This is a genomic window from Pseudomonas rosaeacicularis (assembly GCF_057128745.1).
Window position 1 is genome coordinate 55,719 of the sequence record NZ_JBSKHT010000010.1, and the last position, 13,904, is coordinate 69,622.

General features: G+C 60.1%; 13 protein-coding genes. 10 read left to right on the forward strand and 3 right to left on the reverse strand.

Going from position 1 to position 13,904, the window contains the following annotated elements; genetic code table 11:
• The first annotated feature begins 188 nt into the window (after positions 1–188).
• The 4 genes from ACWKWM_RS14320 (at position 189) to ACWKWM_RS14335 (ending at position 4,761) form a co-directional block, all read left to right on the forward strand.
• Entirely contained in the window at positions 189–1,208 is a 1,020-nt protein-coding gene (locus ACWKWM_RS14320; RefSeq protein ID WP_483846764.1) for an ArsR/SmtB family transcription factor, read from the forward strand.
• Positions 1,205–2,395: a methionine adenosyltransferase gene (gene metK / locus ACWKWM_RS14325; RefSeq protein WP_483846765.1), complete on the forward strand. Its 1,191-nt coding sequence runs from the start codon at positions 1,205–1,207 to the stop codon at positions 2,393–2,395. Before ACWKWM_RS14320 ends, metK begins: the two co-directional genes overlap by 4 nt.
• A 196-nt stretch (positions 2,396–2,591) precedes the next feature.
• Positions 2,592–4,280, forward strand: a complete 1,689-nt coding sequence (gene ligB / locus ACWKWM_RS14330) for an NAD-dependent DNA ligase LigB (RefSeq protein WP_483846766.1) — start codon at positions 2,592–2,594, stop codon at positions 4,278–4,280.
• A 61-nt stretch (positions 4,281–4,341) separates the two neighbouring features.
• Positions 4,342–4,761, forward strand: coding sequence for a DUF1090 domain-containing protein (locus ACWKWM_RS14335; RefSeq protein WP_483846767.1), 420 nt, complete (start codon positions 4,342–4,344; stop codon positions 4,759–4,761).
• 100 nt (positions 4,762–4,861) lie between these two features.
• On the opposite strand, the gene ACWKWM_RS14340 is transcribed toward ACWKWM_RS14335, so the two are convergent.
• Genes ACWKWM_RS14340 through ACWKWM_RS14350 form a run of 3 tightly spaced genes read right to left on the reverse strand, consistent with a single transcriptional unit; the run spans position 4,862 to position 6,577 of the window.
• Positions 4,862–5,305: a c-type cytochrome gene (locus ACWKWM_RS14340; RefSeq protein ID WP_483846930.1), complete on the reverse strand. Its 444-nt coding sequence runs from the start codon at positions 5,303–5,305 to the stop codon at positions 4,862–4,864.
• Between the two features lie 30 nt (positions 5,306–5,335).
• Positions 5,336–5,722 carry an MAPEG family protein gene (locus ACWKWM_RS14345; protein ID WP_483846768.1) on the reverse strand — a complete coding sequence of 129 codons (387 nt, stop codon included), beginning with the start codon at positions 5,720–5,722 and terminating at the stop codon, positions 5,336–5,338.
• A 15-nt stretch (positions 5,723–5,737) separates the two neighbouring features.
• On the reverse strand, positions 5,738–6,577 hold the full coding sequence (locus tag ACWKWM_RS14350) for an EamA family transporter (RefSeq protein ID WP_483846769.1): 840 nt from the start codon (positions 6,575–6,577) through the stop codon (positions 5,738–5,740).
• A 405-nt stretch (positions 6,578–6,982) separates the two neighbouring features.
• Between ACWKWM_RS14350 and ACWKWM_RS14355 the strand changes: the two genes are divergently transcribed.
• The 6 genes from ACWKWM_RS14355 to ACWKWM_RS14380 all read left to right on the forward strand — a co-directional run bounded on the left by ACWKWM_RS14355 (position 6,983) and on the right by ACWKWM_RS14380 (position 13,885).
• A complete protein-coding gene (locus tag ACWKWM_RS14355; protein WP_483846770.1) occupies positions 6,983–8,245 on the forward strand; it encodes a cation:proton antiporter in 1,263 nt (420 codons plus the stop codon).
• Positions 8,246–8,336: 91 nt separating this feature from the next.
• The gene (locus ACWKWM_RS14360) at positions 8,337–9,158 is read left to right on the forward strand and encodes a DeoR/GlpR family DNA-binding transcription regulator (RefSeq protein ID WP_483846771.1); all 822 of its coding nucleotides are present in this window, start codon (positions 8,337–8,339) and stop codon (positions 9,156–9,158) included.
• A gap of 341 nt (positions 9,159–9,499) precedes the next feature.
• Positions 9,500–10,405 carry an L-threonate dehydrogenase gene (gene ltnD, locus ACWKWM_RS14365; RefSeq protein ID WP_483846772.1) on the forward strand — a complete coding sequence of 302 codons (906 nt, stop codon included), beginning with the start codon at positions 9,500–9,502 and terminating at the stop codon, positions 10,403–10,405.
• Positions 10,406–10,415: 10 nt separating this feature from the next.
• The gene (otnK, locus tag ACWKWM_RS14370) at positions 10,416–11,705 is read left to right on the forward strand and encodes a 3-oxo-tetronate kinase (protein ID WP_483846773.1); all 1,290 of its coding nucleotides are present in this window, start codon (positions 10,416–10,418) and stop codon (positions 11,703–11,705) included.
• Positions 11,702–12,340: a 3-oxo-tetronate 4-phosphate decarboxylase gene (gene otnC, locus ACWKWM_RS14375; protein WP_483846774.1), complete on the forward strand. Its 639-nt coding sequence runs from the start codon at positions 11,702–11,704 to the stop codon at positions 12,338–12,340. The genes otnK and otnC overlap by 4 nt, the downstream gene beginning before the upstream one ends.
• A gap of 87 nt (positions 12,341–12,427) precedes the next feature.
• Positions 12,428–13,885, forward strand: a complete 1,458-nt coding sequence (locus ACWKWM_RS14380; protein WP_483846775.1) for a GntT/GntP/DsdX family permease — start codon at positions 12,428–12,430, stop codon at positions 13,883–13,885.
• Positions 13,886–13,904 lie beyond the last annotated feature (19 nt).

The window sequence follows — 13,904 nt, forward strand, 5'->3', positions numbered from 1 at the left end:
GGGGCAATGACAGATAACGCCGCAGCTCGATTTTCCTGAGCTACCGGGTTTTTTATCTCAGCTGACCACCCTACAGCACGCAGACGGCAGAATCACTGCGCCCAACCATCGCCACCCATCGACCAATATCAAAACATTTTGATATTGGTCTTGCGGCCTGGCAGGTCGATAACTAGACTGCCTGCCTTATGAATCTACGCGTCCCTGTCATCGACCATGATCCTTGCGACGACCTGGCTGCCCTGTGCAAGGCCGGGGGCGATCCGTTGCGGCTGAATGTGTTGCGGGCGCTGTCCAACGATTCGTTCGGTGTATTGGAGCTGGCGCAGATTTTCGCCATTGGCCAGTCCGGCATGAGCCATCACTTGAAGGTGCTGGCCCAGGCCGATCTGGTGGCGACGCGCCGTGAGGGCAATGCGATCTTTTATCGCCGCGCCCTGCCGCATATCGAACAGACCGGGGGCAAGCTGCACGCCGCCTTGCTCGAAGAAGCAGACGGACTGACCTTGCCCGAGGACGTCCAGGCAAGAATCGGATTGGTGCATCGCCAACGCGCGACGGCCAGTCAGGATTTTTTCGCCCGCACCGCTGAAAAATTTCGCGCCCAGCAGGATTTGATCGCTGGCATTGCGCAGTACCGCGACAGCCTGTTGTCGCTACTGGACAAGTTGAGCTTCGACGCCGGCGCCACAGCGCTGGAAGTGGGTCCGGGTGACGGTGGTTTTTTGCCCGATCTGGCGCAGCGCTTTCGCCACGTCACGGCGCTCGACAACAGCCCGGAAATGCTCGATCTGGCCAGACAACTGTGCCAGCGCAAAGCACTGGATAACGTGGAGTTGCGACTGGCCGACGTTTTGGGCGACGTCCAGTTGCACGCCGACTGCGTGGTACTGAACATGGTGCTTCACCATTTCGCTGCGCCAGCTGAGGCATTGAAACAATTGGCCAACTTGTTGCAGCCGGGCGGCAGCCTGCTGGTGACCGAGTTGTGCAGCCACGACCAGAGCTGGGCCAGGGAGGCCTGTGGCGATCTCTGGTTAGGTTTCGAACAGGAAGATCTGGCCCGTTGGGCCATCGCTGCGGGGCTGGTCCCCGGGGAAAGTCTGTACGTAGGCTTACGTAATGGTTTCCAGATACAGGTCCGCCATTTTCAGCGACCGGCTGGCGACACTCAACATCGGTATCAATCAGGAAACCCGTCGAGATGAGCGAATACTCCCTTTTCACCTCCGAGTCCGTGTCCGAAGGGCATCCGGACAAAATCGCCGACCAGATCTCCGATGCGGTTCTGGACGCCATTATTGCCGAAGACAAATTTGCCCGGGTCGCGTGCGAAACCCTGGTCAAAACCGGCGTCGCGATCATCGCCGGTGAAGTCACCACCTCGGCCTGGGTCGATCTGGAAGACATCGTCCGTAACGTGATCCTCGACATCGGCTACAACAGCTCCAACGTTGGTTTCGACGGTGCCACCTGTAGCGTGATGAACATCATCGGCAAGCAATCGGTGGACATCGCTCAAGGCGTTGACCGCAGCAAGCCGGAAGATCAGGGCGCTGGCGACCAAGGTCTGATGTTTGGTTACGCCAGCAACGAAACCCCAGAATTGATGCCTGCGCCGATCGCGTTCTCGCACCAGTTGGTCAAGCGCCAGGCCGAAGCCCGTAAGTCTGGCGTATTGCCTTGGCTGCGCCCGGATGCGAAGTCCCAGGTCACCTGCCGCTACGAAAACGGCATCGTGGTTGGCATCGACGCGGTCGTTTTGTCGACCCAGCACAATCCGGATGTCTCTTACGCGGACTTGCGCGAAGGCGTGATGGAGCTGGTCGTCAAGCATGTGCTGCCTGCGCACTTGCTGCACAAAGACACTCAGTTTCACATAAACCCGACTGGCAACTTCATCATCGGTGGCCCGGTAGGCGACTGCGGTCTGACCGGTCGCAAGATCATCGTCGACAGCTACGGCGGCATGGCCCGTCACGGCGGCGGCGCGTTCTCCGGTAAAGATCCATCGAAGGTTGACCGCTCTGCGGCCTACGCCGGTCGTTACGTGGCCAAGAACATCGTCGCCGCAGGCCTGGCCGAGCGCTGCGAGATTCAGGTGTCCTACGCCATCGGAGTCGCGCAACCGACTTCGATCTCGCTGAACACCTTCGGCACCGGCAAGATCAGCGACGACAAGATCGTGCGTCTGGTGCGCGAGCACTTCGACCTGCGCCCTTACGCGATCACCACCATGCTCGACCTGCTGCACCCGATGTACCAGGAAACCGCTGCATACGGCCACTTCGGTCGTACGCCGGAAACCAAGACCGTGGGCGACGACACCTTCACCACGTTCACCTGGGAAAAAACCGACCGCGCCGAAGGGCTGCGGGCTGCTGCCGGTTTGTAATCCATAGCTCGGTTTACTGTAGGAGCGAACTTGTTCGCGATGCGTCCTGACTGATACACCGTGTCAGCCGCTTCGCCAACGAGTTGGCTCCTACAGAAGTCCCGGCGTCCACCGCAAAACCCCGTTACCACTCAAAAACCGATTCTTGATCTGCAGCAGATAGCCTCTTGAGCCCCCCTCAAGCAAGGATGCTTCGATGCTGCCTTCACTTCGCCTGCTTATTTGCGCCGTTTTCGCGTTGCTCTCCCTCCCTTCCTACGCAATCCCCTGCCCCGACTGGCCACCCGTTAAGGCGCGCTCAGAAATCTCCTCGCTCCAAACCCAAGTCGGTCGCTGGAACGACAGCTATCACCGCGAAGGTATATCGCTGGTCGCCGACGAGCTTTACGACCAGTCCGTAGAGCGTCTGGCACATCTGAAAACTTGCTTTTCAACCCCGCTGGCGTCCACGGACAACCCGTTAATCACCGCTGGCGGGCCGCAGCTGCATCCGATCCCCCATACCGGTTTGAGCAAATTACCCGATGAAATCGCCGTCCAGGCGTGGCTCAACGGCCGCACCGATCTGTGGATTCAGCCGAAGGTGGACGGTGTAGCGGTCACGCTGGTGTACGAGGACGGCCACTTGACTCAGGTCATCAGCCGAGGCGACGGCGTCAAAGGCCAGGACTGGGGCGATAAGGCCCAAGCCATTGAAGCGATCCCCAAGCATTTACCGTGGCAAAAAAAGACCCTGATCCTGCAAGGCGAGCTGTACTGGAAGCTCAACGGCCACATTCAGGCCGACGCTGGCAGCCTGAACGCACGGAGCAAAGTGGCGGGATTGCTGGCGCGCACCTCGATCAGCAAACAGGACGGCGCGCATATCGGGTTGCTTGTCTGGGACTGGCCAGATGGCCCAAGCACTATGCGTGAGCGACTGGCGGGTCTGCGCGCCTTGGGCTTTGACGACAGCATGGATTTCAGTGAGCCATTGGAAGGATTCATGCAGGCGCAGAAATGGCGTGAGCACTGGTATCGCTCGCCCCTGCCTTTTGCCACCGATGGCGTGGTGATGCGCCAGAGTGAACGTCCACCCATCGAGCGCTGGCAGGCGAAGGCGCCGTACTGGATCGCTGCGTGGAAATACCCCTTTGCCCAAGTACTGGCCGAGGTGCGGGCGGTCAATTTCAATGTCGGGCGCAGCGGTCGGATCACGCCGGTGCTGGACCTCAAAACCGTTCAACTGGATGACCGCAAGATCAGCCGCCTGAGCGTCGGCTCGCTGCAGCGTTGGCATGAATTGGACATTCGACCTGGGGATCAAGTGGCGGTCAGCTTGGCGGGCTTGACCATTCCACGGCTGGACGGCGTGGTCTCGCGCAGTGTTGAACGCGCGGAGCTTAATGCGCCGCAAACCGCCGACTATCACGCCTTGAGCTGTCTGCAAATCACCCCGGCCTGCAAGGATCAATTTCGTGCGCGACTGATCTGGCTCAGCGGCAAAAAGGGTTTGGGCCTTGCAGGCGTTGGGCCAGGGACGTGGGACAAGTTGATTCAGGTCGGAGCAGTAGAGGGGTTGCTCGATTGGATGACCCTCGATGGTGCACAGATTGTTAAGATTCCGGGCCTTGGCGAGCGCAGCAGCGCTAAACTGTTGAACGCTTTTCAGAACGCACGTGAACGGCCGTTTCAGGCATGGCTGAAAGCCATTGGTTTACCGCCCACCGGGAGTGCTCAGCTGGGTAACCGATGGGATGAACTGGCATCGCGCAGTGCCGAGCAGTGGCAGGCCGAACCTGGGGTTGGCCCCGGCCGCGCAAAACAGTTGTTCGCCTTTTTTCAGGACCCACAGGTGCAGGCACTCAGCACACAATTGCGGGACCATGGGATTGATGGGTTTTAGTCATTTTATTTGCGCCGGACGATTGTGTTGAGCGTCCGGACATCTTTTTCAAGGAGCCTTTATGAAACGCTTGTCACCGCTGATGGTGTTCGCTGCCCTCGGATTACTCGCCGCCCCCGCGTTCGCGGCCCAGCCGGCCCCTTCCGTCAGCGGATGTGCAGCCAAACGCCAGGACATCAGCACGCAAATCGAACACGCAAAAGCCGCTGGCAACAGCAATCAGCAGGCCGGACTGGAAAAAGCACTCAGCGAAGCAACCGCTAATTGCAACGACGCGACCTTGCTCAAGGAGCAGGAACAGAAGGTCTTTGAAGCCAAGCGCGAAGTCAGTCGCCGTCAGGCCGACCTGAACAAAGCCATGAGCAAGGGCGATCCGGAAAAGATCGACAAGCGCAAAGACAAGCTCGCCGAATCGCGCAAAGAGCTCCAGGACGCCCAGACTGAACTGGAGAAGGTTCAGCCTGATCAGGATGATGAGTAACTAACCAACTGTAGGAGACAACTTGTTGGCGAGGGGGTTAATGCGGTGTGTCAGGCAGGACGTCTCGCGAACAAGTTCGCTCCTACAGCTGACGCAACGCTCAATGATCCCGAAATTCCTTGTGACACGCATCACACGCGCCTTCGACCTTCGCCAACGCAGGGTCCAGAACGCTTTTGCGGAAAGGTCGGACCTGGCCTGCGATCACCAACTCCCCGGTCGCCGACTCCAGCGACCGCGCCAGTTCCTGAAACCTTGCCTGCTTCTGCCAGACCTCATCCTTGGCGCTGGTGTGATCGGCCTCTCGCACCGCAGGGAAGTGTTTCCAAGGCTCGTGGGACAAAGCGTCGAGCTTGACCGAGTTGTCGGCAAAACGCTGACCCTCGAACGGCACCCGGCCGCGCAGCATGCCGCGCATTTCTTCGCTGGTGTTGAGCATCTGTTTGAAGATGGCCTTGCGCTGCCCCAGCGGCGAATTTGGATCAACGCCGCCGCACGCACTCAGCGCCAGACAGACGAGCGCCACGCACCCCAGCCGTTTCATCCTACGATTATTCAAGGCCATGAATCGGAATCAAGCCGACACGACAAACAGCGACACCACCAACGCCAAGCCCGCGAGCCAGGCCAGCGAACGCAGCGCGGCCCAGTCGGCCAGATAAAAGATGATGTAGAGCAAGCGCGTGGTGACGAACAAAACGGCCAGCACATCAATGGTCACCAACTGGGCGACGCCTGCGATGTGGGCGATGATCACAGCGGCGGCGAAACCGGGAATGGCTTCGAAACTGTTGAGCTGCGCATTGTGCGCGCGGCGCGGAAGTCCTTCGAGACGGTCGAGAAAGTCCCGGGGATCATGATTCTGCCGTGCACTGAATTTGCCGCTGCCGAACTTGGCAATGCCAGTGCACACTATCGGCAACAGAATCACGATCAACACACACCAGAAAGCAACGGTCATAACCACATCCTTTTTTTAGAATTTGAGCTTCATCAGAAGCATCCCGAGTAACACCAGTCCACAGGCTAAGAGCCGGGGCCGACCGAAAGGTTCTTTCAGATAGCGCATGCCGAACAGCACCACCAGCACCACGCTGACTTCTCGCAACGCAGCCGCCTGCGCCACCGAGCCCAGCTGCATAGCCCACAGCACCAGCGCGTAGCTGAACAACACGCAGAAGCCGACACTTAACCCCAGCTTCCATTGCTCGCGCCAGAACAACATGAACGCCGGACGTTTGCCGACCATCGCCAGTAACGGGAAGGGCCAGGCGCTGATCAGCGTCAGCCAGACCAAATAATTCAGCGGCGCCACCCCAAGCTTCAGCGCTTGGCCGTCGATCCACGTGTAACAACCGATACACAAGCCGATCAGCCCCACTACCGGCAGCATCGACCAGGGCAAACGATCCCCGCCACCGCCCTGCCACAGTAGGCAAATCATCCCGCAGGGGATCAGCAGAATGCCGAGGATCTGTTGAGTAGTGAGCTGTTCTCCGGCAAAGAACAGCGTCAACGCCAGCACCACCAAGGGCGACAATCCCCGCATCAGCGGATAGACCAAGCCTAGGTCACCCACCCGATAAGCGCGGATCAGCAGCGCGCGGTACAACAGCTCAAACAAGGCTGACCCGACAAGCCAGGGCCAGACCTCGGCCGCTGGCGGCGCAACGAAGCCGACGGCTATCACCGCAAGAATGAACGCGACGATGTCCATGCTCGCGATCACCAGCAAGCGCTCGCCGCTGAACTTGATCAAGGTGTTCCAGGTGGCGTGCAGCACCGCTGCAATCAGAACCAGGATTGTCGCCAGCACGTGTTCTCCTTAGGAGCCCGAGACGTTTGGCCGGGCGGTGTACCGTCATGCGAGTGATGAATAAACGATGACAGCAATGCGAGGCCCACGAGGATAGCCGAAGGCGATCCCCTGTTGGAGCCGAGCTTGCTTGCGAAGCCTTAACCTCGGTCTGCCTGACAAACCGCATCGCTAACTTCGCGGGCAAGCCTCGCTCCAACAGGTCGTGCATCTCAAGCCATACGCGGCCTTGTTGGAGCCGAGCTTGCTCGCGAAGCTGGCGTCTCGGTCCGCCTGACACTGCGCGAGCTGGCATCAGGACCGGCGAAAGATGTGTCTGCATGCGTCGCGAACACATCCAACTTTGGCACGACGCTCGACTCCAAGTTGCCGTGCAGGATTTGAATTGCACACACAGGACTCCGAATGCTTGAACTCGCTGCTGGTTTTATCTGCCTTACTTCGCTGCTCACGTATGTGAACTTTCGTTTCATCGGCCTGCCGCCCACCATCGGCGTAATGGTCACCGCACTGCTGTTCTCACTGATTCTCCAATCGCTGAGCTTGCTAGGTTTTCCGGGCATGGAAGAGCGCGTGCAGAGCCTGATCGGCCAGATCGATTTCGGCGATCTGCTGATGAACTGGATGCTGTCCTTTTTGCTGTTCGCCGGCGCCTTGCACGTCAACCTGTCGGACCTGAAAAACTACCGCTGGCCCATCGGATTGCTCGCTACCTTTGGTGTGCTGATCGCCACTACGGTGATCGGCGCCCTGGCCTACTGGATTTTCGCGATGTTCGGTTGGCACGTGAGCTTCCTTTACTGCCTGCTGTTCGGCGCATTGATTTCGCCCACGGACCCAATCGCTGTGCTGGGCGTGCTGCGAACGGCCAACGCCTCCAAGCCCCTGAAAACCACCATCGTCGGCGAGTCGCTGTTCAACGATGGCACCGCTGTTGTGGTCTTCACCGTATTGCTGGGCATCGCGCAACTGGGCGAAACCCCGACGGTGGGTGAAACCGCCATGCTGTTCGTGCACGAAGCCATCGGAGGCGCTTTGTTTGGCGGGCTGATCGGTTACGCGGTGTACCTGATGATCAAAAGCATCGAGCAGTATCAGATCGAAGTGATGCTGACGCTGGCGCTGGTGATTGGCGGTTCGGCGATGTCCACCGAGCTGCATGTTTCGGCGCCGATTGCGATGGTGGTTGCCGGTCTGATCATCGGCAATCTGGGCCGCAATCTGGCAATGAATGACATGACACGCCGCTATTTGGATGGCTTTTGGGAATTGCTCGACGACATGCTCAACGCGCTGCTGTTTGCATTGATCGGCATGGAGCTGTTGCTGCTGCCGTTCTCGTGGCTGCACTTGCTGGCGGCAGGGATGTTGGCAGTGGCGATCCTGCTGTCGCGCCTGCTGACCGTGGCGCCTGCGATTTTGCTGATGCGGCGCTGGCGTGAAGTGCCGCGCGGCACTATTCGCATCCTGACCTGGGGCGGCTTGCGGGGCGGCGTTTCAGTCGCCCTGGCGCTGGCGTTGCCGCTGGGACCTGAGCGTGATCTGTTGCTGAGCATCACCTACATCGTGGTGCTGTCATCGATCCTGTTGCAGGGCTTGAGCATCGGCAAGCTGGTCAAGGCCGTGACCCGCGAACCCGCTACAGCTCAAACCGCAACGGCGCATTGAAGTCGTAACATCTGCTGTCAGCGCTGGCGCGATTGGCTAAGATGCCACCAGCGCCAGCTTCAGCTGGCCGTCATATGGCCCAGGAGCACCAATGGTTAGCAACGAGGACACCGCGATCACCGGCGCTGCACCGATGATTCCCGAGCAACGCCGGGAGTTGATGCTGCGTCAGTTGCGCAAACATCAGGTGTTGAGCGTTCATCAATTGGTGGAGATGTTCGATTGCTCGCACATGACCGTTCGCCGAGACATTGCGCTGCTCGAACAAAGCGGCCGTGCTTACTCAGTGACAGGCGGCGTCCGAATCGCCAGCCAGGTTCACAGCGAACCCAGCCATCAATCCAAAGCCGTCGTCGAACTTCCGCACAAACAAGCCATGGCGCGCCTGGCCGCAAGTTTGCTGCACCCGGAGATGACGGTGTATCTGGACGCCGGCACCAGCACGTTGGAGATCGTGCCGCACATCGTCGCGCTGGCGGGCATGACCGTTGTGACCAATGACTTCGGCGTGGTGCATGCCCTTGCCGATGCAACCCATGTGGATGTGATTCACACCGGCGGTCTGCTCGACCATCCCAACCGCTCCAGCGTGGGCGGTCTCGCCGCCGCGACCTTGCGCCAGCTGGCGACCGATGTGGCGTTCATGTCCACCAGCTCATGGGATCTGCAGCGCGGCACCACCACCCCGTCGGCGCTCAAGGTCGAGGTCAAGCAAGCGGCCATGCAGTCGGCCTCGCGTTCGGTGCTGCTGACCACCAGCTCGAAATACGGCACGTTCGGCATGTACAAAGTTGCGGGGCTTGAGCAGTTCGACGCGATCATCAGCGATGAGAACCTTGCAGAAGCCGCAGCAGAAGCTATCCGCAGGCAGGGCGTGGAGTTGATGTTGGCGTCGGTGGGCGGCAAGCAGTAGACCAGACGAAGCGGTCTTGACCTGACCCTCAAACGTGGGAGCGGACCTGTCCGCGAAAAAGCCGGTACATCCGCAAGAAATGCTGCGCCTGAGCCACAGTCTTCGCGGACAGGTCCGCTCCCACATTCACTGCATCAAATTGATAGGCCGTTTTGCATTTCTAGCCTCGATTCACTCGGGGCTTTTTTGTGCCTGCGATCTGCCGCCAATGTTAATTTTTGTGAATTTAAAAAAACACTTCACATTATCTGATCACAGGTTCACTATCGTTTTCACAGTTTCGAACTACACATTCGAGCGCCGGTGTATGAGTTTCGGCGTGCGACCCGAGGAGACACACCATGAATAACAAGAACGTCGGCGTTATCGGTTTGGGCGCCATGGGCTTGGGCATCGCCCGTTCACTGCTGCGCAGCGGCTTTAGCGTTCATGCCTGTGATGTGCGCACCGCTGTCACCGAACAATTTGCTACTGAAGGCGGCGTAGCCTGCGCTTCCCCTGCCGCCATGGCAGCACTCTGCGATGTGATCGTCACCGTCGTGGTCAACGCAAAACAGACTGAAACCGTCCTGTTCGGCGACAACGGTGCGATTGCCGCTTTGCGTCCCGGCAGCCTGGTCATCGGCTGCGCCACCGTCGCTCCGACTTTCGCCATCGAACTGGGCGAGCGTCTGGCGAAAGAAAACCTGCTCTACCTCGACGCCCCGATCTCCGGCGGCGCCGCCAAAGCCGCTTCCGGCCAGATGACCATGATGACCTCCGGCCCGGCTGACGCTTACGCCAAAGCCGACGACGTCCTCAACGGCATGGCTGGCAAGGTCTACCGCCTGGGCGACGTCCACGGTCTGGGCTCGAAAGTTAAAATCATCAACCAGTTGCTGGCCGGTGTTCACATCGCAGCCAGTGCCGAAGCCATGGCTCTGGGCCTGCGTGAAGGCGTGGACGCCGACGCATTGTATGAAGTGATCACCAACAGCGCCGGTAACTCGTGGATGTTCGAAAACCGCGTGCCGCACATCCTAAAAGCTGACTACACGCCGCTGTCCGCCGTGGACATCTTCGTCAAGGACCTGGGCCTGGTGCTGGATACCGCACGGGCCAGCAAATTCCCGCTGCCGTTGTCGTCCACTGCGCACCAGATGTTCATGCAGGCCTCCACCGCAGGCTTTGGCCGCGAGGACGATTCGGCGGTGATCAAGATTTTCCCGGGCATCACGCTGCCTGTCGCCAAACCTGACCAAGCCTGAGGAGCCTGTAATGAGCGCAACCATTCGCCCATTGCTGGGCTGCATCGCCGATGACTTCACCGGCGCCACCGACCTTGCCAACATGCTGGTGCGCGGCGGTATGCGTACCGTTCAGAGCATCGGTATCCCCAGCGCCGACAGCCTGGCGGACATGGATGCCGACGCGATCGTCATTGCGTTGAAATCCCGCACCACGCCGGCCGCCGATGCCGTTGCCGAGTCCCTTGCAGCGCTGCAATGGCTGCAGGACCAAGGCTGCGAGCAGATTTTCTTCAAGTACTGCTCCACTTTCGATTCAACTGCTGCTGGCAACATCGGTCAGGTGAGTGAAGCGCTGCTGGCCAAACTGGGCAGCGACTTCACCCTGGCCTGTCCGGCGTTCCCGGAAAACGGCCGCACTATCTTCCGTGGTCATTTGTTCGTGCAGGACCAACTGCTCAACGAATGCGGCATGCAAAACCACCCGCTGACGCCGATGACTGACGCCAATCTGGTGCGCGTGCTGCAATCGCAAACCCAGCTGAAAGTCGGTCTGCTGCGCTACGACAGCGTGTCTCAAGGCGTCGAAAGCGTCCGCGCGCGCATCGCCGAACTGCGCGCTGACGGCGTAAGCATGGCCGTGGCCGATGCGTTGTCGGACGCCGATCTCTACACCCTCGGCGCCGCTTGTGCTGACTTGCCGCTGCTGACCGGCGGTTCGGGTCTGGCGCTGGGTCTGCCAGGCAACTTCCGCAAGGCCGGCAAGCTACGCGACATCGACGCATCGAAACTCGAAGACATCAGCGGTGGTGAAGTGGTGCTTGCGGGCAGCGCTTCGGTGGCCACCAACGGTCAGGTCGCGGCTTGGCTCGCAGCCGGTCGCCCCGCTCTGCGCATCGACCCATTGGCGTTGGCCGACGGTCAGCCAGTGGTTGAACAGGCGCTGGGGTTTGCGCGGGATGCCGGGCAGACCGTGCTGATCTACGCCACCAGTTCACCCGACGAAGTCAAAGCCGTGCAGCAAAAACTGGGCGTCGAACGTGCAGGCGCACTGGTCGAAGACGCCTTGGGCCAGATCGCCCACGGTTTATTGCAAACCGGAGTACGCCGCTTTGTAGTAGCCGGCGGGGAAACCTCTGGCGCAGTGGTTCAAGCACTCGGCGTGCAGCTGTTGAAAATTGGCGCGCAGATCGATCCGGGCGTTCCGGCCACGCAAAGCACTGGGGCTCAGCCTTTGGCGCTGGCGCTCAAGTCCGGCAACTTCGGCGGCCGTGACTTCTTCGACAAAGCCCTCAAGCAATTGGCCGGAGGTGCGCAATGAGCACTGAAAACACTCTGCGCGAAGAAATCTGCACCATCGGCCGACTGCTATATGGCCGCGGCTACACGGTCGGCAGCGCTGGCAACATCAGCGCCCGCCTCGACGACGGCTGGCTGATTACGCCGACCGACGCCTGCCTGGGCCGTCTGGACCCTGCGTCCATCGCCAAGGTCAATCTGGCCGGTGAGTGGGTGTCCGGCGACAAGCCTTCCAAGACTCTCGCGCTGCATCGTGAAGTCTACGACCGCAATCCCGGCGTTGGCGGCGTGGTGCACACCCACTCCACGCACTTGGTGGCGCTGACCCTGGCCGGCGTTTGGCAGCAGGACGACATCCTCCCACCGCTCACGCCGTATCAGGTGATGAAAGTCGGGCATATCCCGCTGATTTCCTACGAGCGTCCGGGCTCACCGAAGGTCGCCGAGCAGGTCGCGCAACTGGCCAACAGCGTGCGCGGCGTGATGCTTGAGCGCCTTGGCCCGGTGATCTGGGAAAGCTCGGTGGCCAAAGCCTGTTACGCCCTCGAAGAGCTAGAAGAAACCGCTCGCCTTTGGCTGATGAGCAACCCTAAACCAGAGCCGCTGGATGCAGCGGCGCTGGAAGATCTGCGCCAGACGTTCGGCGTGAAATGGTAATGCGACAGCGTTGACCCGGGGCCGCTTGCGGCCTCCCCAAGCATCCGGGCGTTGCCGGAAAACAATAACAACAGGACATCACACACCATGACTCCTCTCTTTTTGATGTTGACCGCTGGCGTAGGCATCGCCCTGTTGCTGTTGCTGGTGCTGAAGTACAAATTTCAGCCGTTCGTTGCGCTCATGTTGGTCAGCATCATCGTGGCACTGGTGGCAGGGGTTAAACCTGCCGATCTGGTTGCCACGATTGAAGGCGGCATGGGCAAAACCCTCGGTCACATCGCGATCATCATCGCGCTGGGTGCAATGATCGGCCGCATCATCGAACTGTCCGGTGGTGCAGAAGCGCTGGCGAAAACCCTGATCAACCGCTTCGGCAACCGCCGTACACCACTGGCGTTGACGATTGCCGGGTTCATGGTCGGGATTCCCGTGTTCTTCGAAGTAGGCGTGATCATCCTCATGCCATTGGCCTACGGCGTTGCCCGTGCGGCCCGTAAACCGCTGCTGATTTTCGCGCTGCCAATGTGTGCCGCGCTGCTGTCCGTGCATGCGTTCTTGCCGCCTCACCCTGGCGCCGTTGCGGCTGCCGGTCAGTTGGGTGCCGATCTGGGCCGCGTGCTGATGTTCGGCATCCCGATCGTTGGCGTGCTGTGCCTGATCGGTTACCTGATCGCCGGGCGCATGACCCGCAAGGTCTACCCGATGACCGACGACATTCGTGCAGAAGTCTACGGTCCGCACATCACCAACGAAGACTTGGTTGCCTGGGCTCGCGATGATTACTCGAACACCAGCGAAGCTGCGCACAGCAAGACGCTGGGCCTCGAAGAAAGCGCCAGCAGCCTGGCCGCGAAACTGCCTCCAGCCCCTGCGCCGGGTTTCGGCCTGATCATTGGTTTGATCCTGTTACCGATCGTGCTGATTTTGCTCGGCACTCTGGCGACCACGATGCTGCCGATCGAATCGACGCTGCGCAGTGTGCTGACAGTATTGGGCGCGCCCTTGGTTGCGCTGTTGATCGACACCCTGCTTTGCGCCTATCTGCTGGGCACGCGTCGTGGCTGGAGTCGCACTCAGGTGTCTGACGTGATCGGTTCAGCATTGCCGGGTGTGGCGATGGTGATCCTGATCGCCGGTGCTGGCGGTGTATTCGGCAAGGTGCTGGTCGATACCGGCATTGGCGCCGTCGTCTCCGAGGCACTACGCACCACGGGCTTGCCGGTGTTGGCGCTCGGCTTTCTGCTGACCGTCTTGCTGCGCGCCGTACAAGGTTCGACCACCGTTGCGCTGGTGACGACTGCCGGCATTCTCAGCCCGCTGATCGCGACTCTTAACCTGACACCTAATCACTTGGCGCTGCTGTGTCTGGCCATGGGCGGTGGCGGTCTGGCGATGTCGCACATCAACGACGCAGGCTTCTGGATGTTCACCAAACTGGCCGGCCTGAACGTTGGTGACGGCTTGCGCACCTGGACATTCCTCGTCACTGTGCTGGGCACGCTGGGCTTCCTCGCGACCCTGGTGATCTGGCCTTTCGTCTGACGCTTCAGGACGCTTTCGT